Origin of the sequence: Streptomyces sp. NPDC088553, assembly GCF_044752965.1 — a bacterium.
Taxonomy (GTDB): domain Bacteria; phylum Actinomycetota; class Actinomycetes; order Streptomycetales; family Streptomycetaceae; genus Streptomyces.
Window position 1 is genome coordinate 972530 of the sequence record NZ_JBIVMG010000001.1, and the last position, 22211, is coordinate 994740.

Genomic DNA, 22211 nt, shown 5'->3' on the forward strand with positions numbered 1-22211 from the left:
AGACGAGACCCGGAGACCCTGGGACGCCATGCAGATTCGAGATCTTCCCTTCGCCGACCCAGGGGTACCCGATGTCCGCTCGGGCACCCGTCTCCTCGTCTGGCTCGGCCGTCAACAGCTCGGCGGGCAGGTGAAGTCCATGCTGTGGGGACTTCTGCACCATCTGGGCATCGCCGGACTGCCCCTGGGCATCGGGATCGCCGTGCAGTCGGTCGTGGACCGTGACGGCGGGCGCCTCGGGCTCGCCGGAGTGCTGCTCGCGGTGCTGGGCGCCGCGATCTCGGTCGGTGACGTGATGCTGCACCGCACCGCCGTCACCAACTGGATCACGGCCGCCGCCCGCGTCCAGCAGCTCCTCTCCCGCAAGACCGCCGAACTGGGCTCCGTCCTGACCCGGCGGGTCGCCGCGGGCGAGGTCGTCGCCGTCTCCACCGGCGACGTCGAGAAGATCGGCTGGTTCGTCGAGGCCCTGTCGCGGTTCGCCGCGGGCGCCCTCGTGCTCGTCCTCATCTGCGTCGGCCTCGTCGTCTACCAGCCCGCCCTGGGCGTCGTCGTGGCCGTCGGTGTCCCGGTCCTCGCCCTCGCCGTGCTGCCGCTGCTCCCCCGCGCCACGCGCCGGGCGGACGTCCAGCGCGAGAAGGCGGGCAAGGCCACCGAGCTCGCCTCCGACACCGTCGCCGGGCTCCGGGTGCTGCGTGGCATCGGCGGCGAGGAGCTGTTCCTCGGCCGATACCGCACCGCATCCCAGGAGGTCCGCGCGGCCGCCGTGCGCAGTGCCCGCATGTGGGCGCTGATCTCCGCGATCCAGGTCGTGCTGCCCGGCGTCCTGCTCATCGTCGTGGTGGCGTACGGCGCGCGGCTCGCGTTCGACGGACGGATCACGGTCGGCGAACTGGTCACCGTCTACAGCGCGGTGGCCCTGACCTACCACCCGCTGCGCAACTTCGAGGAGATCGCCATGGCCTTCTCGTTCTCCCGGCCGTCCGCGAAGCGGGCCGCCCGGGTCCTGGCGCTGGCCCGCACGAGCAGCACCACCGCCGGGGAGGACGGGGACGAGGAGCGCAAGGCGACCGGCGACCTGTACGACCCGCTGACCGGGTTGCTCGCGCCGGCCGGCCGCTTCACCGCGGTCGTCTGCGGCGACCCGGACGTGGCCGGACGGCTCGCGGACCGGCTCGGCGGCCACCCGGCCGATCCGGGCGAGGACCACACCTCGGTGCTGCTCGGCGGGGTCCCCCTCGACGAGCTGCCGCTGGACACCGCCCGTACGGCCGTCCTCGTCCAGGACAAGGACCCGGTCCTGCTCTCGGGCACCCTCCACGAGCTGCTCGACGTGCCCCGGTCCGGCGAGGTGCTCCCGGACCGGGCCCTGGCCGCCGCCCGGTGCGACGACGTCCTCGACGCGCTCGCCCAGGCGTCCGTGGACACCGACGGCGATCCGATGCGCACCCGGATCACCGAGCGGGGCCGGTCGCTCTCCGGCGGCCAGCGTCAGCGGCTCGCCCTCGCCCGGTCCCTGGTGACCGACCCGGAGGTGCTCGTCCTCGACGAGCCCACCTCGGCGGTCGACGCGCACACCGAGGCAGGGGTCGCCGTCGGCGTCGGCGCCCTGCGCACGGGCAGGACGACCGTGGTCCTGGCCTCCTCGCCGCTGCTCCTGGACCGCGCCGACCGGGTCGTCCTGGTCCACGAGGGCCAGGCCGTCGCCGTCGGCACCCACCGCGAACTGCTCGCCCGTGAGCCCCGCTACCGCGCGGTCGTCACCCGCGAGACCGACGAGGAACTCGCCGCGACGGCACCGCCCGTCGCCGCCCTCGGCCCGCTCGGCCCGCTCCAGGGCGGTGCCGACGCCGAACCGGCCGGCGCACTCGACGCGACCGACGCACTCGAAGCACTGGAAGGGGAATCGGCATGATCGGCCTGGCGCCACCGGAGTACGACCCGGCGGCCCCGACGACGGCGACGACGCTGCCCGTCGCCGCCGACGCGACCGTCCGCGGCTACGTACGCGAACTGCTGCGCCGCCACCGCCGGGCGTTCGCGCTGCTCGTCGGAGTGAACGCGGTCGCCGTGGTCGCCTCGATGGCCGGCCCGTACCTGCTGGGATCGGTGGTGGACAGGCTGGCCACGGGCGCGCGTGAACTCCATCTGGAGCGCACGATCGCCCTGTTCGCGGCCGCCCTGCTCATCCAGACCCTGTTCGTCCGGCTCGTCCGGCTGCGCGGGGCCATGCTCGGCGAGGAGATGCTCGCCGATCTGCGGGAGGACTTCCTCGTCCGCGCGGTCGGCCTGCCGCCGGGCGTCCTGGAACGGGCCGGCACGGGTGACCTGCTCTCCCGGATCACCACGGACGTCGACCGGCTCTCCAACGCGATGCGCGAGGCCGTGCCCCAGCTGGCCATCGGCGTCGTGTGGGCCGGACTGCTGCTCGGTGGCCTCGCGGTCACGGCGCCGCCGCTCGCGCTCGCCGCGCTGCTCGCCGCGCCGCTGCTCATCGTGGTCTCCCGGTGGTACTTCCGGCGGGCGCCGGCCGCGTACCGTTCGGAGTCCGCGGGGTACGCGGCGGTGGCCGCCGCCCTCGCCGAGACGGTCGACGCGGGCCGCACGGTCGAGTCGCACCGCCTCGGCGCCCGCCGGATCGCGCTGTCGAACCGGCGGATCGCGGAGTGGGTCGCCTGGGAGAGGTACACGCTCTTCCTGCGCTCGGTGCTCTTCCCCGCCGTCAACCTCACCCACACGACGGTGCTGCTCGCCGTGCTCCTGTTCGGCGGGGTGTTCGTCCTGCAGGGCTGGATCGACGTCGGTCAGCTGACGACGGGCGCGCTGCTCTCCCAGATGCTGGTGGACCCGATCGGCATCGTGCTCCGCTGGTACGACGAGCTCCAGGTCGCGCAGGTGTCCCTGGCCCGGCTCGTCGGCGTCCGCGACATCGAGCCGGACGCGGGCGACGCGGAGGTACGGCCCGAGGGCCGGGCCGTCCGGGCGGACGAGGTCCGGTTCGGCTACCGCGAGGGGGTCGACGTGCTGCACGAGGTGTCCCTGAAGGTGGCCCCCGGCACCCGGCTCGCCCTGGTCGGACCGTCCGGTGCGGGCAAGTCGACCCTCGGCCGCCTCCTCGCGGGCATCTACGCCCCGAGGACCGGCTCGGTCACCCTCGGCGCGGCCGAGCTGGCGCGGATGCCCGCCGAGCGGGTGCGTGAGCACGTGGCCCTGGTCAACCAGGAGCACCACGTCTTCGTGGGCTCGCTCCGCGACAATCTGCTCCTGGCCCGGACGGGGGCGACGGACACCGAGCTGTGGGCGGCGCTCACGGCGGTGGACGCGGAGGTCTGGGCGCGGGGGCTCGACGAGGGCCTGGACACCGAGGTCGGCTCGGGCGGCCGTTCGCTGACCCCGGCGCAGGCCCAGCAGATCGCCCTGGCCCGGCTCGTCCTCGCGGACCCGCACACGCTGGTCCTCGACGAGGCGACCTCGCTGCTCGACCCGCGCGCGGCCCGGCACCTGGAGCGGTCCCTCGGCCGGGTCCTGGACGGACGGACGGTCGTGGCCATCGCGCACCGGCTGCACACCGCGCACGACGCCGATCTGATCGCGGTGGTCGAGTCGGGCCGGATCAGCGAGCTCGGCAGCCACGCGGAACTGGTCGCGGCGGACGGGGCTTACGCGGCGCTGTGGAGGTCCTGGCACGGGTGACACCCGACGGGGCGGGCCGGGGCGGGGCGTCGTACGCGCCCCGCCCCGGCCCGCTTCGTCCCCGCTCGTGTCCCCGCCTCCGTCGCCGTCCGCTCAGTAGCCGATGGTGAAGCGGCGCTGGACGAAGCGCGGCAGTTCCGCCTCGTCGACGAGGGCGACGGCCGCGTCCTCCGCCGAGACGCGGCTGCGCCCCTCGGCGTCGCGGACCGGCTGGTCCTCGCCGATCCGGAAGCGGCCGGTGCGCTCGCCGGGGGCGATGTCCTCGGCGGGGCTGAAGTAGGTCCAGCGGCGGTTGGAGGTGCGCAGCACGTTCAGGGCGTCGCGGTGGCCGCGTACCGCCGCCGCGTAGGCGCGGGGCAGGCCGACGCCGTCGAGGGTCGCGTGGAGCCGGTCCTCCGCGTCGGCGAGCACCACGCCGGGCTCGACCTCCAGGCTGCCCGCGCCGCCGATCACGATGAGCCGTGTCCTCGGGTGGCTTTCGAGGGCCTTGAGCAGGGCGCGGGCCGCGGTGGCGTAGACCCCGGCGTCGGCGATGGAGCGCCGGACGGTGTCCGCCATGTCCTGGGCGGCGTTTCCGGGCTGGAAGGCGCTGATGAGGACGTCGAGTCCGGGCAGGACGGCGGCGATGCCGGCCGGGTCGAGGACGTCGAGGCTCGCCCAGGTGATGTTCCCGCGGGTCTCCCGCGCCGCCGCGACCGTGGCGTCGCGACTGAAGGCCCTGATGTGGTGCCCGCGTTCCAGGGCCTCCGCGACGACGCGGCTGCCGATGGTGCCGGTGGCTCCGACGACTCCGATGTGCATGGCTCTCCCCTGTGCTCATGTCTTCGGCGCGCCACTTTCGTAACGCCGTGCGGAAACTATACGCCGTGAAGTGCACGGCGTGCAGTTTCCATACGGCCACCACGAGAGGGATAGGCTGCCCGCATGACCGGGACAGCGGGAACAACGACGGGGACGGCTCCGGCCGGGCGGGGCCGCCGTGAGCGGCTGCGGGCCGAGACCACCGCCGAGATCAAGGACACGGCGCTGCGTCTGATGGCCTCGGGCGGTCCCGACGCCATCACCCTGCGGGCCATCGCCCGCGAGATGGGGATGACGGCCAACGCGATCTACGGCTACTTCGCCACCCGCGACGACCTGGTCACCACGCTCATCGACGACGTGTACTCGGCGCTCGCCGACGCCGTGGAAGGGGCCTGGGCGGAAGCGGCCGGACGGGGCACCGCCGATGCCTCCGCCGAGGACCCGGCCGGGCGGATCCTCGCCTGGGCCCGCGCCTTCCGCGCGTGGGCCCTGGCCCACCCCGAGGGCTTCCGGCTCGTGTACGGCGACCCCGTGCCCGGCTACAGGGCGCCGGAGGAAGGGCCCGCCCCGGACGCGGCCCGCCGGGTCTGCACCGGCCTCGCCGGACTCGCCGCCGCGGCCTGGCCGTACGCGGAAGCGCTCTACCGGGACAGCGCGTTCACCTGGGACGACTTCGACGCCGGGCTGCTCGACAAGGTGCGCCCGGCGTTCCCCGACCTGCCGCCGGCCGGCGTCGCCCTCGCGCTACGGCTCTGGGGGCATCTGCACGGGCTCGTCGCCCTGGAGGTGTACGGGCATCTGGGCCGCCAGACGACGAGCCCTGACAAGCTCTTCCAGGAGGAGCTGACCCGGCTCGTGACGGCCCTCGGCGTACCGAGGATCGGCGGCTAGCTAGAAGAAGCCGAGCGCCGAGGCCCCGCCCACCCCGCCGAGCACCATGAACGCGGGCATCAGGACCTTCAGCTCGACCCAGCTGCCGGCCCGGAAGCGCATGCCCTTCGGCGGGCCGACCGGGTACCAGCGCTTGCGGCCGACCGGGATGGGCCACAGGATCGGGCAGCCGGAGACGGTGAGTGCGTCGCCGATGTCGTGGACGAGGGCGCCGAGCACGATCGGCAGCCCAAGCCACAGGTACTCCTGGCCGGGGCCGGTGAAGAACCAGTCGGAGCCGTTGCCCGGCTTGTCGAGGACGCCCGCCAGGATCCACGCGCTGGTCGCGCCGAGCAGCCAGACCAGGACGTCGCTGGACATCCGGGCGGCACGCCACAGCAGGCCTTCCACGGCGAGCACCAGGTGCACGAAGAGGATCGCGAGCACCGCCCACCGGCCGCCGGTGACCGCCGCGACGGACGCGCCGCCGCCGATCAGGACCGCCCACAGCCAGGTGTGGGTGAGGGTCCGGTGGCCGCCCGACCTGCGGGGGTCGGCGGTGGAGCGGGTCGCCTTGTAGACGGCGTACGACAGCTTGTCGACGATCTCGCACAGGCCCTTGGAGATCGGTCCGAAGGCGCGCGAGATGGTCGCCGACTTGTGGTCCAGGTCGGGGGCGAGGGCCGCGCCCGCGCAGATGAGCGCGCCGACGACGAGAACCGGCCACGGCATCGGGCGGTCGAAGGCCGCCGCGGCCGCTCCGACGCCCAGCCAGGCCGCCGCTCCGGACAGCGAGTGCGCCGGTCCCATCATGGTTGGCCCGCCCCGTTTCTCCCCTGCCGGCGCTCAGTTGACGACCGGTCGACGGACGAGCCTATCGTCCGTGATCTTCGAACCGGTGGCCGGTTCCCTCATCCGGGCGGAATCCAGGCAAGATGGGGGCGTGACCCTTATCGATCAGCTGCCGCCGACCGCCGACCCCGACGCCCTCTTCGAGGCCTTCTCCTCCTGGGCCGAGGACCGGGGCATCACGCTCTACCCGGCCCAGGAAGAGGCGCTGATCGAGGTCGTCTCCGGGGCCAACGTGATCCTTTCCACGCCCACCGGATCGGGAAAGTCGCTGGTCGCGGCGGCTGCCCACTTCACCGCGCTCGCCAATGACCAGGTGACCTTCTACACCGCGCCGATCAAGGCGCTGGTGTCGGAGAAGTTCTTCGACCTGTGCAAGATCTTCGGCACCGAGAACGTCGGCATGCTGACCGGCGACGCCTCCGTGAACGCGGACGCGCCGGTGATCTGCTGTACGGCCGAGGTGCTGGCGTCGATCGCGCTGCGGGACGGCAAGTACGCGGACATCGGCCAGGTCGTCATGGACGAGTTCCACTTCTACGCCGAGCAGGACCGCGGCTGGGCGTGGCAGATCCCGATCCTGGAACTCCCGCAGGCGCAGTTCGTCCTCATGTCGGCGACGCTCGGCGACGTGTCGATGTTCGAGAAGGACCTGACCCGGCGCACGGGCAGGCCGACCTCGGTGGTCCGCTCGGCGACCCGGCCGGTGCCGCTCTCCTACGAGTACGTGCTCACCCCGATCACGGAGACCCTGACGGAGCTCCTGGAGACCAAGCAGGCGCCGGTCTACATCGTCCACTTCACGCAGGCGCAGGCCGTCGAGCGCGCACAGTCGCTGATGAGCATCAACATGTGCACGCGCGAGGAGAAGGACAAGATCGCCGAGCTGATCGGCAACTTCCGCTTCACCACCAAGTTCGGCCAGAACCTCTCGCGTTACGTCCGCCACGGCATCGGCGTGCACCACGCGGGCATGCTGCCGAAGTACCGGCGGCTCGTCGAGAAGCTGGCGCAGGCCGGTCTCCTGAAGGTGATCTGCGGGACGGACACGCTCGGCGTGGGCGTGAACGTTCCCATCCGTACCGTGCTCTTCACCGCCCTCACGAAGTACGACGGCAACCGGGTGCGGACCCTGCGCGCCCGTGAGTTCCACCAGATCGCGGGCCGGGCCGGCCGGGCCGGCTTCGACACCGCCGGTTACGTGGTCGCCCAGGCCCCCGAGCACGTCATCGAGAACGAGAAGGCGCTCGCCAAGGCCGGCGACGACCCCAAGAAGCGCCGCAAGGTGGTCCGCAAGAAGGCCCCCGAGGGATTCGTCGCCTGGAGCGACACCACCTTCGAGCGGCTGATCGACGCCGAGCCGGAGCCGCTGACCTCGCGCTTCAAGGTCACCAACATCATGCTGCTCTCGGTGATCGCCCGCCCGGGCAACGCCTTCGAGGCGATGCGCAAGCTCCTGGAGGACAACCACGAGCCGCGCAAGGCGCAGCTGCGGCACATCCGCCGGGCCATCGCGATCTACCGCTCCCTGCTCGACGGCGGTGTCGTCGAGCAGCTGGACACGCCCGACGCCGAGGGCCGCACGATCCGCCTGACGGTCGACCTGCAGCAGGACTTCGCGCTGAACCAGCCGCTGTCGACGTTCGCGCTCGCCGCCTTCGACCTGCTCGACCCCGAGTCCCCCTCGTACGCCCTGGACATGGTCTCCGTCGTCGAGTCGACGCTCGACGACCCGCGCCAGATCCTCGCCGCCATGCAGAACAAGGCGCGCGGCGAGGCCGTCGGGCAGATGAAGGCGGACGGCGTCGAGTACGAGGAGCGGATGGAGCGGCTCCAGGACATCTCGTACCCGAAGCCGCTCGAAGAGCTGCTCTGGCACGCGTACAACGTCTACCGGAAGTCCCACCCGTGGGTCGGCGACCACCCGGTGTCGCCGAAGTCGGTCATCCGTGACATGTACGAACGGGCGCTGACCTTCACAGAGTTCACCTCCTGGTACGAGCTGGCGCGTACCGAGGGCATCGTCCTGCGGTACCTCGCGAGCGCGTACAAGGCGCTCGATCACACCATCCCGGACGACCTGAAGACCGAGGACCTGGAGGACCTGATCGCCTGGCTGGGCGAGATGGTGCGCCAGGTGGACTCCTCGCTGCTCGACGAGTGGGAGCAGCTCGCCAACCCGGAGGTCCAGACGGCCGAGGAGGCCCAGGAGAAGGCCGACCAGGTCAAGCCGGTCACGGCCAACGCGCGCGCCTTCCGGGTCCTGGTGCGCAACGCGATGTTCCGCCGGGTGGAGCTGGCGGCCCTCGACAACGTCGACGCGCTCGGCGAGATGGACGCCGAGGCGGGCTGGGACGCGGACGCGTGGGGCGAGGCGATGGACGCGTACTGGGACGAGTACGACGAGCTCGGTACGGGCCCCGACGCGCGCGGCCCGAAGCTGCTCGCCATCGAGGAGGACGCGGCCCACGGCCTGTGGCGCGTGCGGCAGACCTTCGCCGACCCGAACGACGACCATGACTGGGGCATCAGCGCGGAGGTGGATCTCGCGGCCTCCGACGAGGAGGGCCGCGCGGTCGTCCGCGTGACGTCCGTCGGACAGCTGTAGAGGAGAGGGCTGACGTGACCAATCCCGCCGAGAGGCTCGTCGATCTGCTCGACCTGGAGCAGATCGAGGTCAACATCTTCCGCGGGCGGAGCCCGCAGGAGTCGCTGCAGCGGGTCTTCGGCGGGCAGGTCGCCGGGCAGGCCCTCGTCGCGGCCGGCCGCACCACCGGGGGCGACCGGCCGGTGCACTCGCTGCACGCCTACTTCCTGCGGCCGGGGCGGCCCGGGGTGCCGATCGTCTACCAGGTGGAACGGGTGCGGGACGGGCGGTCGTTCACGACCCGCCGGGTCACGGCGATCCAGGAGGGCCGGACGATCTTCAACCTCACGGCCTCCTTCCACAAGCCGGAGGACGGCGCCTTCGAGCACCAGCTGCCGCCGCGGCACCTGACGGACCCGGAGAGCCTGCCGAACCTCGCGGACGAGATCCGCGAGCACCTGGGGGCGCTGCCGGAGGCCCTGGAGCGCATGGCCCGTCGGCAGCCCTTCGACATCCGGTACGTGGACCGGCTGCGCTGGACCCAGGACGAGGTCAAGGGCGCGGACCCGCGCAGCGCGGTGTGGATGCGGGCCGTGGGGCCGCTCGGCGACGACCCGCTGATCCACACCTGCGCGCTGACCTACGCCTCGGACATGACGCTCCTCGACGCGGTCCGCATCCCGGTCGAGCCGCTCTGGGGCCCGCGGGGCTTCGACATGGCCTCGCTGGACCACGCGATGTGGTTCCACCGGCCGTTCCGCGCGGACGAGTGGTTCCTGTACGACCAGGAGTCCCCGATCGCGACGGGCGGCCGGGGACTCGCGCGGGGCCGGATCTACGACCGCGAGGGGCAGCTCCTGGTGTCGGTGGTCCAGGAGGGCCTGTTCAGGAAGCTGTGAGACGGGCGCCGGGCGGGGTCGGACCGGTTCCGACGCCGCCCCGGCCGCGCGCCGGTCACTCGTACTCGGTGCCGCCCTTCCGCGTCAGGTACGCCGGGCTGACCGCCTTGGCGATGGCCCGGCCGCCGAGGACCGGGCTGTACCGCTCGGTCGCGGGCCGGATCACGACGCCCTCCCGCAGGTGCGCCTCCCTGCCCGAGACGGTCTCCCGGCCGCTCGCGTGGGCGAGGACCGTGTCCAGGTCGTACGGGCCTGAGTACAGCCTCGGTACGAGCGGGACCTCGCCGGCCTCCAGGACCTCGGCAGGGTCCAGCCACTCCACCCGGCCGTCGATCTCGGCCGACACGTCGAACAGCGCGTAGCCGACGGTCTCGGAGCGGGCGTCGGCACCGTAGGCCAGGTCCTGCACCCCGGAGCCGGAGCCGTAGACCTCGCCGAAGAAGCCGACCCGGCGGGCGCCGAGACGTTTCGCCAGCCGCTCGGCCACGGCGGCCAGGCCATGGCCGTGGACGGCGCGCCAGTACAGGTTGCGCGGGTCCTCCTGGAGGGCCAGGCCCTTCGACCCGAAGCCCTTGGACGAGACCTGGACGCGCCCCTCCTCGGCGAGGAAGGTCATCAGGCAGGCCGAGCCGTGGAGCTTCTCCGTCAGGACGACCGGCTCGCCGGGTTCGAAGATCCCCGGGTAGCGCTGGAGGTTCTCGATGTCGACCCAGGGCAGCAGGTCCGGGGCGACCTCCACGTCACCGCTCATGGTCGGCGGTATCGGCGGCACCCACTTGGTGATCCCCAGCGTCTCCGCGAAGTCGGTCCCCTCTGCCGCCGCCAGGGCCAGGTCGGCGCCGGCGAGCGCGCCGGGCCGGCACACGATGCCCTGTGACAGCTCCCCGCGCAGCCGCACGGCCTTGACCCGGTCCGAGTTCCCGCCGGCGAGCCGCCCGGTGAGCCCGAGCTCCTCGACCAGCGCGGCGGGCAGCACGGCCTGCTCCGGGATGTAGACGGCGGCGTCCCCGGTCCGATAGGCGCCCTTGGCGACGACGGCTCGATAGAGGCCGACCTGGGCCAGCTCCAGGGCGTCGGCGTTCGGGTGGGGATGGACGGTCAGGACTTCGGCGGTGACGCGCAGGGTCGACATCTCAGGACTCCGGGTGCTCGGGTTTCAGTCTCATCGGGGCCCACTGTGCCGACGGGGAAACGGCTGGGCGACCTTTTTTCGTGCTGGTAGCGTCGCCGGGTTCCGGCCCGAGCCCCGCTCACAGGGCCTGGTCGATGCCCGGGAGGGTGTCCTGGTCCACCTCGTGCCGGCGGGTGCGGATGTCGGCGGCCGGCGGGTGGAGTTTGGCGTCGCATGTGGGGCCCAGACCCGAGCGGCGGGAGTCGGCGCCGGTGAGGGGGCGGCCGCAGAGGCGGCAGAGGATCCGGCGCGGTCGCGGCCCCTGTTCTGCCTCCGGCGCGGAATCGATCGAGATTGCCAGTGGTTCGTCTCCCATGCTGAGATCAAACCCTATTCCGACGAGGAGCAGTCCATGAGCCTGTACGACATCCCGCTGAAGACCCTGACCGGGGAGCCCGTCTCCCTTGCCGACTACCGGGACCGCGCGGTCCTGGTCGTGAACGTCGCCTCCAAGTGCGGCCTGACCCCGCAGTACGAGGGCCTTGAGCAGCTGCAGAAGGAGTACGGCGACCGCGGCTTCACCGTGCTCGGCGTGCCCTGCAACCAGTTCGCCGGCCAGGAGCCCGGCAGCGCCGAGGAGATCCAGACCTTCTGCTCGACGACGTACGGCGTCTCCTTCCCGCTCCTGGAGAAGATCGACGTCAACGGCGAGGCCCGCCACCCGCTCTACACGGAGCTGGTGAAGGTCGCCGACGCCGAGGGCGAGGCCGGTGACGTCCAGTGGAACTTCGAGAAGTTCCTGATCGGCCGCGACGGCCAGGTCACCCGCTTCCGTCCGCGCACCGAGCCCGGCGCCCCCGAGATCGTCTCCGCGATCGAGGCCCAGCTTGTCTGACGTCGTGAGCGGCACGGGGGTCGTCGAGCGGCTGCGGGCCGCGGGCTGTGTCTTCGCCGAGGAAGAGGCGGAGATGCTCCTCGCGGCGGCGGCCGGGCCCGCCGAACTCGACCTGATGGTCGAGCGGCGGGCCTCGGGCCTGCCCCTGGAGCACGTCGTGGGCTGGGCCGAGTTCGCCGGGCTGCGGATCGAGGTGGACGGCGGGGTGTTCGTCCCCCGGCGCCGTACGGAGTTCCTGATCGAGCACGCGGTGGACCTGGCCCGGCCGGGCGCCGTCTGCGTCGACCTGTGCTGCGGCTCCGGCGCGGCGGGCGCGGTCCTGCTCCACCGGGTCGAGGGCGCGGAGGTGCACGCCTCGGACATCGAGCCGGCGGCGGTGCGCTGCGCCCGCCGGAACATCGAACCCCGCGGCGGCCGGGTCCACGAGGGCGACCTCTTCGCCCCGCTGCCCCCGGAGCTGCGGGGCCGGGTCGAGGTCCTGGTCGCCAACGTGCCGTACGTCCCCACCGGGGACATCGGGCTGCTGCCCCCGGAGGCCCGCGACCACGAGCCGCTCGTCACCCTCGACGGCGGCCCGGACGGTCTCGACGTACTGCGGCGGGTCGCCGCGGAGGCACCGGAGTGGCTGGCCCCGGGCGGCCGGCTGCTCGTCGAGACGAGCGAGCGGCAGGCCGAGCGAGCGGCGGACGTGGTCGCCGCGCACGGTCTTGGGGCACGCGTCCTGAGCTGCGAGGAGCGCTACGCGACCGTCCTCGTCGCGACCTGGGCGGGCTGACAGGGCCCACCCACCGCGCCGGACGACGCCCGACGGCAGCGGCTCGGAGCGGCGGCCGGCGAAGGTCGGCGGCGGTCAGCGGCGGTCAGCGGCGGTCAGCGGCGGTCAGCGGCGGTCAGCGGCCGAAGGTCGCGCTCAGCGGCGGTCAGCGGCCGAAGGTGTCGATGTTCTCGACGAGCCAGCGACCGTCGCGGAGCACGACGTCCACGGCGAACATCGCGCCCGCGTAGACGCCCTGGTCCTTGGCCGCGGCCGCCTTGTCCTTCGACGGTCGGCCGGCCGTGCTCACGCTGCTCTGGTCGGCGTAGACCAGGACGCGGGCGCGGTCGCCGTCGATCCGCTCCACCGCGCTGTCGGTGACGGTCGTGGTGATCACCGTCTTCTGCTGGGCCGCCTTGGCGAGCACCCCGCCCAGCAGCGTCCGGTGCTGGGCGACGGCCTTGCCCGTCAGGAGCGTCGTGCCGGCCCGTTCGAAGGGAGCGGTGTCGGCGTGGTCGTACGAGAAGAGCGCGGCGACGGCGGCGCCCGTCTGCCCCTTGATCTCACTGGTGCGGGCGAGATCCGTGAGCGCGGTGTTGCCGCGCGCGGGGTCGTCCCGGAGCTCGCCCGCCCTGCTGTACGCCCATCCGGCGAAGCCGCCGAGCAGGAGCGTCAGGACGCACAGGACGGCGAGGGGGACGCGTCCGGTCTTCGCGCGGCCCGTCTCCCCGCCGCCGGTCTTCTCACGGCCCCTCGTCTCCCCCTTCGGCTCCGCGGCCGTTCCCCGTGCGGGCTTCGCCGCCGGTCGTTCCCCGGTTCTCGGGGCGGGTTCCGTGAGCACACCCGCGGGGGCACGGGAGGACCTGGCGCCGGGTGCCTGCTGGTCGGCGAGGGCGGCCTGGCGGCGGCGCTGGCGGTTGAGGTGGTGGCGGGGCGTCGGCATCGTGCGTGTCCTTTCGGGTGCGGGCGGCTGTCGCGGTACGGCCCCGGTCAGCCGGCCGCCGTGCCGCCCACCGGGGCCTGCCCCAGCGCACTGAGCTTCCAGTGGCCGTCGGTGCGGGTGAGTTCGCCGAGCATGCGGCTGTCCTTGTCCGCGCTCTTGCTGTCGGGCGTCGTCACGGTGACGCGCAGGGCGACGAGCAGCCGGGCCCGCCCCGCCCGGTCGTCCAGTTCGGTGACGGCCCCGGACAGCACCCGGGCGGTGGTCACCGTCCTCGCGGCCCTCACCTGGCCGGTGAACTCCTCCCGGCCCTCGACCAGTTGCTTGTGCAGTTCGCCGGTCGTGGAGGACTCCCAGAGGTCGAGCCCCTGCTCCACCCGCCGGTGGTCCAGGGTGTTGAGGTTCTGCACGGCCTGCTCCCCGGCCGCGAGCGCCTCGTCGCGTTGCACGGCGTACGCGGCGGAGTCGTCGTGGGCCGCGGCGTACCAGTCCCGGCCGGCCCAGGCCGCGGAGGCACCTGCGGCGAGGGTGAGCACGAGGGCCACGGCCAGGGCCGGGCGGATGCCCGCCGGGGTGCGGACCGGGCGTTTCATGGGGTGCTCCTGTCTCCCGCTCATGGTCAGCGGGCCTTGATGTCGACGATCAGCCACCGGTCGCCCTGGAACGTCGCGGTGACGGTGAGCTGGGCCGCGGCGGAGGTGGCGGTCGCCTTGCCCTGCCCCGCCTCGTCCTGACCCGCGGTGTCCCGGCGCGAGGTCTGGTCGAGGAACACGAGGAGGCGCGCGCTGTCCCCGTCGAGTTCGATCACGCCGGTGCGGACGGTCTGGGTGCTGAGGGTGATGCGCTGTTCGACGAGCTTCGCGCGGACCTGGGCGAACAGGTCCGCGTACTGGCGGGCGGCGCGTCCGGCGAGGACGGTTCCGGCGGAACGCTCGACCGCGTCGTCGCTCGCGGGCGTGTAGGAGAAGATCCGGGCGAGGCCCTCGCCGATGTCACCGCCGACGCGGGCGGTGGCCCCGGCGTCGGTGAGCGCGTGGTTGCGCGCCGAGGGGGTGGACCGGAGCTGGTGGGCGCCGTGGAAGAAGGCACTCCCGGCGAGGAGCAGGGCGGCGACGGCCGCGGCGAGGGCGGCCTTCTGCCAGGTGGCGGGGAAGCGGCGGGCGGTGTCGTCCGCCGGGGCCTCCGCGTCCGGGGCCGGCGGCTCGCCCGCGACCGCGGTCCCGGCCGGGGCGTCGGCCGTGGCCTCGGTCGAGGCCGCCGTCCCGTCCTCGGCCGCGGCCTTCGTCGTCGCGTCGGTCGTCTCCTCCGGTGTCTCTCCTCCGTCGGTCACGGGCTCGGCCGACCGAGCGCTCGTCGTCCTGCGCAGGAGTCGCGTCATTCGTCCTCCCCCTCCTCGGCTCCCGCGACGGGGACCGCGCTCAGCGCCGCGACCCTCCAGGTGTCCTCGCCGGTGCGCGTCAGGACCGCCTCCAGGCGCTTGCGGTCGGTGGTCGTGGCGCCGCCTCCGCGCGGGGTGACGTCGACGCGGACGGTCGCGATGAGTTTCGCCGTACCAGCTCTCGCGTCGAGCGCGGTGAGGGCGGCCTCGGTGACCGTGGCGCGCGCGGAGGCGCCCACCGCGGGTGCGGTGCGCTCCAGTTCGGTGCGGAGCGGGCCCGTGGACGCGTCGCGCCAGGCCCGGATGCCCGCTTCGGCGTGCTCGCGGGTCGAGGCGTCGAGGGAGTTGAGGACGGTGAGGCGGTTCCGGCCCTCGGCGAGCGCCGTGTCCCGCTCGCGGCCGAAGGCGAGGGCCTCGTCGGTACGGGCCTGTGCGTAGGTCCAGGCGCCGGTGCCGCAGAAGCCGAGGGCGGCGACGAGGGCGCCGGCGCCGAGGATCCGGCCCCGCCTCATCGGGTGCCCCCGGTGTGCAGGCCGAGAAGGCCGGCCATGTCCGTCGGCCCGCCGTTCTGGCCGGGCAGCGCGAGCGCGCCGGGCAGAGCCTGCCGGGCCTCCGCCGTGGTGCGCGCGCCGCCCGAGGGCAGGGAGCCGGGCCGGGCCGGTACGGGGACGGGGCCGCCCTTCGGCGCGTGGGCCGAGCCGCGTACGTTGACCCCGGCCGCTGCGGAGCCCGTACAGGAGGCGCCGGTGTTGAGGGCGGGCGCGGTGCCCAGGTCGAGACCGTTGCGGTAGCGCGTGGCTCCGTATCCCGACGTGCAGGGCAGGGGCTTGAAGAAGGTGACGGCCATGCCGAAGTTCATGCGGCCTCCTTCGACGGCGGTGGCTCCGGCCGAGACGGCCGCCGGGTACTTCACGAACAGTTCCTCCATGCCGCGCTGCCGGGTGACGGCGATCTCCGAGGTGGTCAGGAGGTTGGCGAGGACGACGCTCAGGCTCGGGTCGAGATCGCGCAGGAGCCCGCTGACCTGGCCGGTCGCGTCGGGGGTGACGGCGAGGAGGCGGCGCAGGTCGCCGTCGGAGCCCTTGAGGGTGGCGGCCAGGGTGCGCGCGCCGGTGGCGAAGTCCCGGATGGCGCGGCTCTCCTCGGCCTGGGTGCGCAGGACGACCTCGCCGTCGTCGATGAGCCGGGTGGTGGCCGGCAGCGAGGTGTCGGCGGCCTGGACGAAGCGGCTGCCACTGTCGAGGAGGACCTGGAGGTCGTCGCCGTGCCCCTGGAAGGCCTTGCCGAGTTCGTCGACGACCGTGCGCAGGGACTCCAGGGGTACGGAACCGGTGAGGTCGTTCATGCTCGCGAGCACGTCGGTGACGGGGGCCGGTACCTGGGTGTCGGACTGTTCGATGCGGGCGCCGTCGGCGAGGAAGGGGCCGTCGTCGCTCTCGGGGCGCAGGTCGATGTACTGCTCGCCGACGGCGGAGAGTCCGGCGACCACGGCCCGGGCGTCGGCGGGGATCCTGGGGGCGGACTTCTTGATGCGCAGTTCGGCCACGACGCCTTCGGCCGTCAGGTCGATGTCGCCGACCCGTCCCACGGAGACGCCCCGGTAGGTGACGTCGGAGTGGGTGAACAGGCCGCCGGTGCGCGCGAGATGGACCCGCACGGTGTAGTGGTCGGCGACGCCCGCGTAGCGGCCGAGGTCGGCGTAGCGGACGCCGACGAAGCCGAGGACGAGGACGGCGATGACGAGGAAGGCGAGGTTCTTGAGCCGTACGGTACGGGTGATCACCGGGTCTCGCCTCCGTTCTTCGGCGAGGTGGCCGGGGGCAGCGGCAGGGGCGGGCTCGGGCTCGGGATCCCGCTGCTCGCCGCGGTTCCCCGGCGGGCGGCCGGGCCCGGCTCGGACGGGGTGGGCGTGGGGGTGGGCGTGGGTTCTGTCCTGGGGATCAGGGGCGGGATCACCTCGGTTCCGGGGGCGGCGGCGAGGTGCAGATAGGTGTTGAGGTAGTCGCCCTTGACGCCTCGCAGCACCTCGTCGGTGAAGGGGTACGTGAGCAGCACCTGGAGCGATTCCGGCAGGTCGGCACCGGCGTCCGCGAGTGCCGTGAGGGTGGGCGCGAGGGCCTTGAGGTCGGCGACCATGTCCTTCTTGCTCGCGTCGACGGTGGTGACGGCGACCCCGGACAGGGTGTCCAGGGCGCGCAGCATGGTCAGCAGGGAACCCCGCTGGTTCTCCAGCGTCTTGAGGCCGGGTGAGAGTCCGGTGAGGACCGTGTCGACGTCCTTCTTGCGGCCGGCGAGGGTGGCGGAGAGGCGGTTGAGGCCGTCGAGGGCGCGGGTGATGTCGCCGCGGTGGGCGTCCAGGGTGGTGACGAGGGTGTTGACCCTCCGGAGCATCGAGCGGACCTCGGGTTCGCGTCCGCCGAGCGCCGCGTTGAGTTCGCGGGTGATGGTCTTGAGCTGGTTGACGCCACCGCCGTTGAGGAGCAGGGACAGCGCGCCGAACACCTCCTCGACCTCGGTGTTGCGGCTGGTGCGGGTGAGCGGGATGACGCTGCCGTCGGTGAGCCGTCCTCCGTCGTCCTTCGGCGGGGCGACGAGCTGGATGTACTTCTCGCCCAGGAGGCTGGACTGTTCCAGGCGGGCGCCCGCGCCGGCGGGCAGCCGGACGTCGCCGTTGATCTTCAGAGTGACGCGGGCGGACCAGGTGTCGGCCCCGAGCTCGATGGCGGTGACGCGGCCGACGGCGACGTCGTTGACCTTCACCGCGGACTGCGGCACGAGGCTGAGCACGTCGTCGAGTTCGGCGGTGACCGTGTAGGGGTGGGGGCCGAGGTCGGCGCCGCCGGGCAGCGGCAGGTCCTCGATGCCGTCGAACCGGAACGGGTTCCCCGGGGTCACGCCGAGGACGACGGCGAGCCCGACGCCGAGCGCGATCACTCCGACGGCTCCGGCTCCGGCCGCCCGCCGGGTGGGCGGGGTGGGGCGTCTCATCGCTTCCCCTCTCCGGTGGTGGCGGAGGGAGCACCGGTCGGTGAGGATCCGCCAGGTCCCACCGCGCCGCCGGCGCCCGCGGATCCGCCGGTCGACGCGGAGCCGCCGGTCACGGGCAGCGGGAGCAGTGGTCCGCCCAGGCTGATCTCGTTGAGGTTGGCGCGGCCGTCGAGGGTGCGGGTCTCCTTGTTGTAGGCGTTGACGACGTTGCCTGCGGCGAGCGGGGCGACGTCGAGGGCTTCGGCGAGGGAGGCGCGCTGGTCCACGAGGGTCTGGGTGAGGGGGACGAGCCGGTCGACGTTCTTCTTCAGTTCGCCGCGGTTGTCCTTGATGAAGGCCTTGACCTGGACGAGGGCCTTGCCGAGTTCCTTGAGGGCGCCGGCGAGGTCGTCCTTGTTCTCCGCGAAGTAGCCGACGACCTCGTCGAGGCGTTCCTGCGCGGTGCGGACGTCGCCGTCCTTGTCCTTGAGCATGGTGGTGAAGGTCTGGAGCTGGCCGAGGGTGGTGAAGAGGTCCTCGCTGCTGCCGTCGAGGGTCTTGGCGGCCTTGCCGAACTCCTTGATGGAGGTGCCGATGGACGTGCCGTTGCCCTTGAGGTTCTTCGCCCCGGTGTCGAGGAGTTCGGACAGGGCGCCGGTGGAGTTGGCGCCGTTCGGTCCGAGCGCCCGGCTCAGTTCGGTGATGGAGTCGTAGAGCTGGTCGATCTCGACGGGGGTGCGGTTGCGGGCGGCGGGCAGTTCCGCGCCGTCGGCGAGGGCGGGGCCGGTGCTGTACGCGGGGGTGAGCTGCACGTACCGGTCGGCGACGATGCTCGGGGCGACGACGAGGGCCCGGGCGTCGGCGGGGACGCGTACGCCCTCGTCGAGGAGGAGCCGGACGCGTACCCGGGTGCCCTGTGGCTCCACGGACTCGACCTCTCCGACGCGTACGCCGAGGACGCGCAGGTCGGAGCCGGCGTAGATGCCGACCGTCCGGTCGAACCAGGCGGTGATCCGGGTGCCGTCGTCGTCGAGGACGCGGACGGCGACGAGACCGCAGGCGGCGAGCACGGCGAGGGCGAGCCCGGTGACGAGGGGTTTTCTGGGTCTGGTCATCATTCACCGCTCCCCTTGGCCGTCGCCTTCTGTTTCGGCGGCAGGCATCCGGTCGTGGGCTGCGAGGTCTCGGGCAGATAGGTACGGGGGACCACGCCGCACAGGTAGCTGTCGAACCAGCGGCCGCTGCCGAGGGTGTTGCCGACGAGCCGGTAGTACGGGCCGATCAGCGCGAGTGTCTTGTCGAGCTGGCCGCTGTTCCTCTCCAGGACTCCGGTGACGCGGCTGAGGGCCTTGAGGGTGGGACCGAGCTGCCGGTCGTTGTCGCCGACGACGCCGCTGAGTTCGGTGCCGAGCGCCCTGCTGCCCTTGAGGAGGGCGCGGATGGCGTCGCGGCGCTTCTGGAGTTCGCCGAGCAGGGATCCGCCGTCCTCGATGAGGGTCTCGAAGCTGGACTTCTTGGTCTCCAGGGTCTTGGTGAACGTCCTGCTGTTCGCCAGGAGCCGGGCGAGTTCGGTGTCGCGCTTGGAGACGGACCTCGACAGTTCGGAGAGGCCGGTGGCGGCGTTGCGGACGTGCGGCGGTGAGTTCTTGAAGGTGTCGGAGATCGTCTCGAAGCTCTTCGCGAGCTGGGCGGTGTCGATGGCGTCGACGGTGCCGCTGAGGTCCTCGAAGGCCTGGGTGACGTCGTACGGGGAGGTGGTGCGGGACTGCGGGATGCGGGTTCCCGGGTCCTGCCGGTCGGAGCCGAGCGGGTCCAGCGCCAGGTACTTCTCGCCGAGGAGGGTCTTGATGGCGATGGCGGCGGTGGAGCGGTCGCCGACCCAGGCGTCGCCGACCTCGAAGGTCACCTTGACCTTGGCTCCGTCGAGGGAGACCTCGGTGACCTTGCCGACCTTGACGCCGGCGATGCGTACCTCGTCGCCGGTGTCGAGTCCGGCGGCCTCGGAGAAGTCGGCGCTGTAGGTGGTGCCGTCGCCGACGAGCGGCAGCCGTTCCACGTTGAACGCCAGGGCCGCGACGAGGGCGAGGAGCAGCAGTCCGGCGACGGCGACGGCGACCGGGTTGCGTTCCTCGACCGGCTTGAACCGGGGGCGGGGGCTCATCCGCGGCACCTCGGTTCGGTCACGGCGATCCCGGTCGGCGGCTTCGAGCCGTCGGAGGTTCCCACGCCGGTCACGCGCGCCTCGCAGAGGTAGAGGTTGAACCACGATCCGTACGAGGACAGCCGGGCCAGGGCGGTCATCTTGGCGGGGGTGTGGGCGAGGAAGGACTCGATGGCGGGGGTGTGCTCGCCGAGGGTGCCGGAGAGCCGGCCGAGTTCGCGGATGTCCTTCTTGAGGGGGGCCCGTGCCTCCTGGAAGAGGCCGGCGGTCGTCGTGGTGAGGGCGCCGATGGCCTGGACCGCCTCACCGAGGGGTTTGCGGTCGGTGTTGAAGCCGGTGACGAGTTTCTGGAGGGTGACGACGAGGTCGTCGAAGGCCGCCTCGCGGTTGTTGAGGGTGGTGAGGACGGTGTTGAGGTGGGTGACGACCTGGCCGATGACCTTGTCCTTGGCGGCGACGGTCCTGGTGAGGGAGCCGATGTGGCGCATGAGGCTGTCCACGGTGCCGCTCTCGCCCTGGAGGACCTGGACGAGTGATCCGGCGAGGTCGTTGACGTCGGCGGGCGAGAGGCCCTCGAAGAGCGGCTTGAACCCGTTGAAGAGCAGGGTCAGGTCGAGGGCGGGCGTGGTGCGGTCGAGCGGGATGGTGTCCCCGTCCCGCAGGCTGCCGGTCAGGTCGCCGCTGCCCCGGCCGAGGGAGACGTAGCGCTGCCCGACCATGTTGAGGTACTTCACGGCGGCGGTGGCCGAGCGGGGCACGGAGCGGTCCTCGCGGACCGAGAAGGTGACCTGGGCGGTGCGCCGTTCGACGACGCGCACGTCGGTCACCTCGCCGACCTTCACTCCGGCGATCCGCACGGAGTCCCCCTTGACGAGCCCGGTGACGTCGGTGAACAGCGCCTTGTACGTGCGGGTGGCGGAGCCGACCCCGGTGTTGGCGATGCTGAGGCCGAGGACGGTGGTGGCCAGCGCCGTGACCAGGACGAACGCGAGGGACTTCAGGAGCGTGCCGGTCAGTCCGCGGCGGCGGGTGTGGGTGGGCGGCTTCGTCATCGGAGGGTCACCTCCGCGCCGCGGAACGCCGGGCCGACCAGTGTGCTGCTCCAGTCCGGGAGGTCGCCGGGCCGCTTCTTCGCCCCGGGGGCGAGGAGTTCGTTGACGAGGTCGTTCTCCTGCGGGGAGTTGGCCGGGCCGAGGTCCTGGTCGGCCGCGGCGGAGGCGCGGGCGGCGGGTGCGACCGGGATGCCGAGGTAGGGCACGGGGTAGCAGCGCGGGCCGCCGCCGGAGCCGTAGGACGGTGTGTCCCGGCCGGGGACGTACGCGCCGCGCGAGGGCACGGTGGTGACGTCGACGTGCAGTCCCGGCTGGTCGGTGCCCTTGCCGAGGGCCTTGTCCATGGCCGGTACGAACTGGGCGAGGGTGCGCAGGGTGCAGGGGAAGGACGGCGCGTACTCGGCGAGCAGTTCCACGGTGGGACGGCTGGTGGCGCTGAGCCGGATGATGTTGTTCTTGTTCTGGCGCAGGAAGGCGGTCAGGTCCTGGGCCGTCCTGGTGGTGGAGCCGAGGGTGCCGGCGAGGTCGGCCTCCTTCTCGGCGAGGGTGCCGCTGGTGGTGGTGAAGTCGGTGAGCGCGGTGACGATGTCCGGGGCGGCGTCGGCGTAGAGGTGGCTGACCTTCACGAGTTCTTTCAGGTCGCGGGTGAGGGCGGGCAGTTGGGGGTTGAACTCCCGGAGGTGGGCGTCGAGCAGGGTGAGGGTGTCGCCGAGTTTGTCGCCGCGGCCCTCCAGGGCCTGGGAGACGGCCGACAGGGTGGCCGAGAGCTTCTGCGGCTGGACGGCGGTGAGCAGGGGCAGGACGTTGTCGAGGACCTGCTGGAGTTCGACGGCGTTGCTCGATCGGTCCTCCGGGATGACGGCGCCGGGTCCCAGTGGCTCGGCCGTGGAGTTCCCGGGCGGTACGAGGGCGACGAACCGTTCCCCGAAGAGGGTCGTGGGCAGCATCTGGGCGCGGACGTCGGACGGCACGTGGCGGAGGGTTCCGGGCCGCATGGCGAGGGTGAGCCGGGCTCCGCCGTCGGTGGCGTCGATGGCGCGGACCTCGCCGATGACGACGCCGCGGAGTTTCACCTCGGCGCCGAGGTGCATCTCGTTGCCGACGCTGCCGGTCTCGATGACGATCGGGTCGGAGTCGGTGAACCTCTTGTCGTATACGGCGACCGCCAGCCAGGCGAGCAGGGCGGGCACCAGGAGGAAGACCAGGCCGGCGAACCGGCGGCGCAGGGTCTCGGCACGTGAGTCGCTCATC

21 protein-coding genes are annotated in these 22211 nt (G+C 72.7%); 7 read left to right on the plus strand and 14 right to left on the minus strand.

Annotated elements, in window-relative coordinates:
* The first annotated feature begins 28 nt into the window (after nucleotides 1-28).
* Together ACIP8Z_RS04285 and ACIP8Z_RS04290 are read left to right on the plus strand one after the other, a co-directional pair.
* The gene (locus ACIP8Z_RS04285) at nucleotides 29-1915 is read left to right on the plus strand and encodes an ABC transporter transmembrane domain-containing protein (RefSeq protein WP_402078485.1); all 1887 of its coding nucleotides are present in this window, start codon (nucleotides 29-31) and stop codon (nucleotides 1913-1915) included.
* Entirely contained in the window at nucleotides 1912-3693 is a 1782-nt protein-coding gene (locus tag ACIP8Z_RS04290) for an ABC transporter ATP-binding protein (RefSeq protein ID WP_402078488.1), read from the plus strand. The genes ACIP8Z_RS04285 and ACIP8Z_RS04290 overlap by 4 nt, the downstream gene beginning before the upstream one ends.
* A 93-nt stretch (nucleotides 3694-3786) precedes the next feature.
* On the opposite strand, the gene ACIP8Z_RS04295 is transcribed toward ACIP8Z_RS04290, so the two are convergent.
* Nucleotides 3787-4494: an NAD(P)-dependent oxidoreductase gene (locus ACIP8Z_RS04295; RefSeq protein ID WP_402078491.1), complete on the minus strand. Its 708-nt coding sequence runs from the start codon at nucleotides 4492-4494 to the stop codon at nucleotides 3787-3789.
* Nucleotides 4495-4617: 123 nt separating this feature from the next.
* Between ACIP8Z_RS04295 and ACIP8Z_RS04300 the strand changes: the two genes are divergently transcribed.
* Complete coding sequence (locus tag ACIP8Z_RS04300) at nucleotides 4618-5388, plus strand: TetR/AcrR family transcriptional regulator (RefSeq protein WP_402078494.1); 771 nt, start codon at nucleotides 4618-4620, stop codon at nucleotides 5386-5388.
* On the opposite strand, the gene ACIP8Z_RS04305 is transcribed toward ACIP8Z_RS04300, so the two are convergent.
* Complete coding sequence (locus tag ACIP8Z_RS04305; protein ID WP_402078496.1) at nucleotides 5389-6180, minus strand: metal-dependent hydrolase; 792 nt, start codon at nucleotides 6178-6180, stop codon at nucleotides 5389-5391.
* A gap of 70 nt (nucleotides 6181-6250) precedes the next feature.
* On the opposite strand from ACIP8Z_RS04305, the gene ACIP8Z_RS04310 reads away from it, so the two are divergent.
* Both ACIP8Z_RS04310 and ACIP8Z_RS04315 read left to right on the plus strand, forming a co-directional pair.
* Nucleotides 6251-8824: a DEAD/DEAH box helicase gene (locus tag ACIP8Z_RS04310; RefSeq protein ID WP_402078498.1), complete on the plus strand. Its 2574-nt coding sequence runs from the start codon at nucleotides 6251-6253 to the stop codon at nucleotides 8822-8824.
* Between the two features lie 14 nt (nucleotides 8825-8838).
* Complete coding sequence (locus tag ACIP8Z_RS04315; RefSeq protein WP_402078501.1) at nucleotides 8839-9702, plus strand: acyl-CoA thioesterase; 864 nt, start codon at nucleotides 8839-8841, stop codon at nucleotides 9700-9702.
* A gap of 55 nt (nucleotides 9703-9757) precedes the next feature.
* On the opposite strand, the gene ACIP8Z_RS04320 is transcribed toward ACIP8Z_RS04315, so the two are convergent.
* Both ACIP8Z_RS04320 and ACIP8Z_RS04325 read right to left on the minus strand, forming a co-directional pair.
* Nucleotides 9758-10834, minus strand: coding sequence for an RNA ligase (ATP) (locus ACIP8Z_RS04320; protein ID WP_402078504.1), 1077 nt, complete (start codon nucleotides 10832-10834; stop codon nucleotides 9758-9760).
* Nucleotides 10835-10952: 118 nt separating this feature from the next.
* Nucleotides 10953-11189, minus strand: a complete 237-nt coding sequence (locus tag ACIP8Z_RS04325) for a DUF6011 domain-containing protein (protein ID WP_402078505.1) — start codon at nucleotides 11187-11189, stop codon at nucleotides 10953-10955.
* Nucleotides 11190-11225: 36 nt separating this feature from the next.
* On the opposite strand from ACIP8Z_RS04325, the gene ACIP8Z_RS04330 reads away from it, so the two are divergent.
* Both ACIP8Z_RS04330 and ACIP8Z_RS04335 read left to right on the plus strand, forming a co-directional pair.
* Nucleotides 11226-11708: a glutathione peroxidase gene (locus ACIP8Z_RS04330; protein ID WP_319311737.1), complete on the plus strand. Its 483-nt coding sequence runs from the start codon at nucleotides 11226-11228 to the stop codon at nucleotides 11706-11708.
* Between the two features lie 4 nt (nucleotides 11709-11712).
* Nucleotides 11713-12483 carry a putative protein N(5)-glutamine methyltransferase gene (locus ACIP8Z_RS04335; RefSeq protein WP_402078508.1) on the plus strand — a complete coding sequence of 257 codons (771 nt, stop codon included), beginning with the start codon at nucleotides 11713-11715 and terminating at the stop codon, nucleotides 12481-12483.
* Nucleotides 12484-12628: 145 nt separating this feature from the next.
* On the opposite strand, the gene ACIP8Z_RS04340 is transcribed toward ACIP8Z_RS04335, so the two are convergent.
* Genes ACIP8Z_RS04340 through ACIP8Z_RS04385 form a run of 10 tightly spaced genes read right to left on the minus strand, consistent with a single transcriptional unit; the run spans nucleotide 12629 to nucleotide 22210 of the window.
* Nucleotides 12629-13405 carry a hypothetical protein gene (locus tag ACIP8Z_RS04340; protein WP_402078511.1) on the minus strand — a complete coding sequence of 259 codons (777 nt, stop codon included), beginning with the start codon at nucleotides 13403-13405 and terminating at the stop codon, nucleotides 12629-12631.
* Nucleotides 13406-13452: 47 nt separating this feature from the next.
* Nucleotides 13453-13995 carry a nuclear transport factor 2 family protein gene (locus tag ACIP8Z_RS04345; RefSeq protein WP_402078512.1) on the minus strand — a complete coding sequence of 181 codons (543 nt, stop codon included), beginning with the start codon at nucleotides 13993-13995 and terminating at the stop codon, nucleotides 13453-13455.
* 26 nt (nucleotides 13996-14021) lie between these two features.
* Nucleotides 14022-14780: a hypothetical protein gene (locus ACIP8Z_RS04350; protein WP_402078514.1), complete on the minus strand. Its 759-nt coding sequence runs from the start codon at nucleotides 14778-14780 to the stop codon at nucleotides 14022-14024.
* The gene (locus tag ACIP8Z_RS04355) at nucleotides 14777-15292 is read right to left on the minus strand and encodes a hypothetical protein (protein ID WP_402078516.1); all 516 of its coding nucleotides are present in this window, start codon (nucleotides 15290-15292) and stop codon (nucleotides 14777-14779) included. The genes ACIP8Z_RS04350 and ACIP8Z_RS04355 overlap by 4 nt, the downstream gene beginning before the upstream one ends.
* Nucleotides 15289-16563, minus strand: a complete 1275-nt coding sequence (locus tag ACIP8Z_RS04360) for an MCE family protein (RefSeq protein ID WP_402078518.1) — start codon at nucleotides 16561-16563, stop codon at nucleotides 15289-15291. Before ACIP8Z_RS04360 ends, ACIP8Z_RS04355 begins: the two co-directional genes overlap by 4 nt.
* Nucleotides 16560-17768 (minus strand): MCE family protein, encoded by a 1209-nt coding sequence (locus ACIP8Z_RS04365; protein WP_402078519.1) that lies wholly within the window; start codon nucleotides 17766-17768, stop codon nucleotides 16560-16562. Before ACIP8Z_RS04365 ends, ACIP8Z_RS04360 begins: the two co-directional genes overlap by 4 nt.
* Complete coding sequence (locus ACIP8Z_RS04370; protein ID WP_402078926.1) at nucleotides 17765-18862, minus strand: MCE family protein; 1098 nt, start codon at nucleotides 18860-18862, stop codon at nucleotides 17765-17767. Before ACIP8Z_RS04370 ends, ACIP8Z_RS04365 begins: the two co-directional genes overlap by 4 nt.
* On the minus strand, nucleotides 18862-19908 hold the full coding sequence (locus ACIP8Z_RS04375; RefSeq protein ID WP_402078521.1) for an MCE family protein: 1047 nt from the start codon (nucleotides 19906-19908) through the stop codon (nucleotides 18862-18864). Before ACIP8Z_RS04375 ends, ACIP8Z_RS04370 begins: the two co-directional genes overlap by 1 nt.
* The gene (locus ACIP8Z_RS04380; protein ID WP_402078523.1) at nucleotides 19905-20960 is read right to left on the minus strand and encodes an MCE family protein; all 1056 of its coding nucleotides are present in this window, start codon (nucleotides 20958-20960) and stop codon (nucleotides 19905-19907) included. Before ACIP8Z_RS04380 ends, ACIP8Z_RS04375 begins: the two co-directional genes overlap by 4 nt.
* Nucleotides 20957-22210: an MCE family protein gene (locus ACIP8Z_RS04385; RefSeq protein ID WP_402078525.1), complete on the minus strand. Its 1254-nt coding sequence runs from the start codon at nucleotides 22208-22210 to the stop codon at nucleotides 20957-20959. Before ACIP8Z_RS04385 ends, ACIP8Z_RS04380 begins: the two co-directional genes overlap by 4 nt.
* Nucleotide 22211 lies beyond the last annotated feature (1 nt).

What these genes read in the sequence shown, in the direction of transcription:
- ACIP8Z_RS04285 (WP_402078485.1), top strand. Translation starts at nt 29, where the DNA reads ATGCAGATTCGAGATCTTCCCTTCGCCGACCCAGGGGTACCCGATGTC.
- ACIP8Z_RS04290 (WP_402078488.1), top strand. Translation starts at nt 1,912, where the DNA reads ATGATCGGCCTGGCGCCACCGGAGTACGACCCGGCGGCCCCGACGACG.
- ACIP8Z_RS04295 (WP_402078491.1), bottom strand. Translation starts at nt 4,494, where the DNA reads ATGCACATCGGAGTCGTCGGAGCCACCGGCACCATCGGCAGCCGCGTC.
- ACIP8Z_RS04300 (WP_402078494.1), top strand. Translation starts at nt 4,618, where the DNA reads ATGACCGGGACAGCGGGAACAACGACGGGGACGGCTCCGGCCGGGCGG.
- ACIP8Z_RS04305 (WP_402078496.1), bottom strand. Translation starts at nt 6,180, where the DNA reads ATGATGGGACCGGCGCACTCGCTGTCCGGAGCGGCGGCCTGGCTGGGC.
- ACIP8Z_RS04320 (WP_402078504.1), bottom strand. Translation starts at nt 10,834, where the DNA reads ATGTCGACCCTGCGCGTCACCGCCGAAGTCCTGACCGTCCATCCCCAC.
- ACIP8Z_RS04325 (WP_402078505.1), bottom strand. Translation starts at nt 11,189, where the DNA reads ATGGGAGACGAACCACTGGCAATCTCGATCGATTCCGCGCCGGAGGCA.
- ACIP8Z_RS04330 (WP_319311737.1), top strand. Translation starts at nt 11,226, where the DNA reads ATGAGCCTGTACGACATCCCGCTGAAGACCCTGACCGGGGAGCCCGTC.
- ACIP8Z_RS04340 (WP_402078511.1), bottom strand. Translation starts at nt 13,405, where the DNA reads ATGCCGACGCCCCGCCACCACCTCAACCGCCAGCGCCGCCGCCAGGCC.
- ACIP8Z_RS04345 (WP_402078512.1), bottom strand. Translation starts at nt 13,995, where the DNA reads ATGAAACGCCCGGTCCGCACCCCGGCGGGCATCCGCCCGGCCCTGGCC.
- ACIP8Z_RS04350 (WP_402078514.1), bottom strand. Translation starts at nt 14,780, where the DNA reads ATGACGCGACTCCTGCGCAGGACGACGAGCGCTCGGTCGGCCGAGCCC.
- ACIP8Z_RS04355 (WP_402078516.1), bottom strand. Translation starts at nt 15,292, where the DNA reads ATGAGGCGGGGCCGGATCCTCGGCGCCGGCGCCCTCGTCGCCGCCCTC.
- ACIP8Z_RS04365 (WP_402078519.1), bottom strand. Translation starts at nt 17,768, where the DNA reads ATGAGACGCCCCACCCCGCCCACCCGGCGGGCGGCCGGAGCCGGAGCC.
- ACIP8Z_RS04370 (WP_402078926.1), bottom strand. Translation starts at nt 18,862, where the DNA reads ATGACCAGACCCAGAAAACCCCTCGTCACCGGGCTCGCCCTCGCCGTG.
- ACIP8Z_RS04375 (WP_402078521.1), bottom strand. Translation starts at nt 19,908, where the DNA reads ATGAGCCCCCGCCCCCGGTTCAAGCCGGTCGAGGAACGCAACCCGGTC.
- ACIP8Z_RS04380 (WP_402078523.1), bottom strand. Translation starts at nt 20,960, where the DNA reads ATGACGAAGCCGCCCACCCACACCCGCCGCCGCGGACTGACCGGCACG.
- ACIP8Z_RS04385 (WP_402078525.1), bottom strand. Translation starts at nt 22,210, where the DNA reads ATGAGCGACTCACGTGCCGAGACCCTGCGCCGCCGGTTCGCCGGCCTG.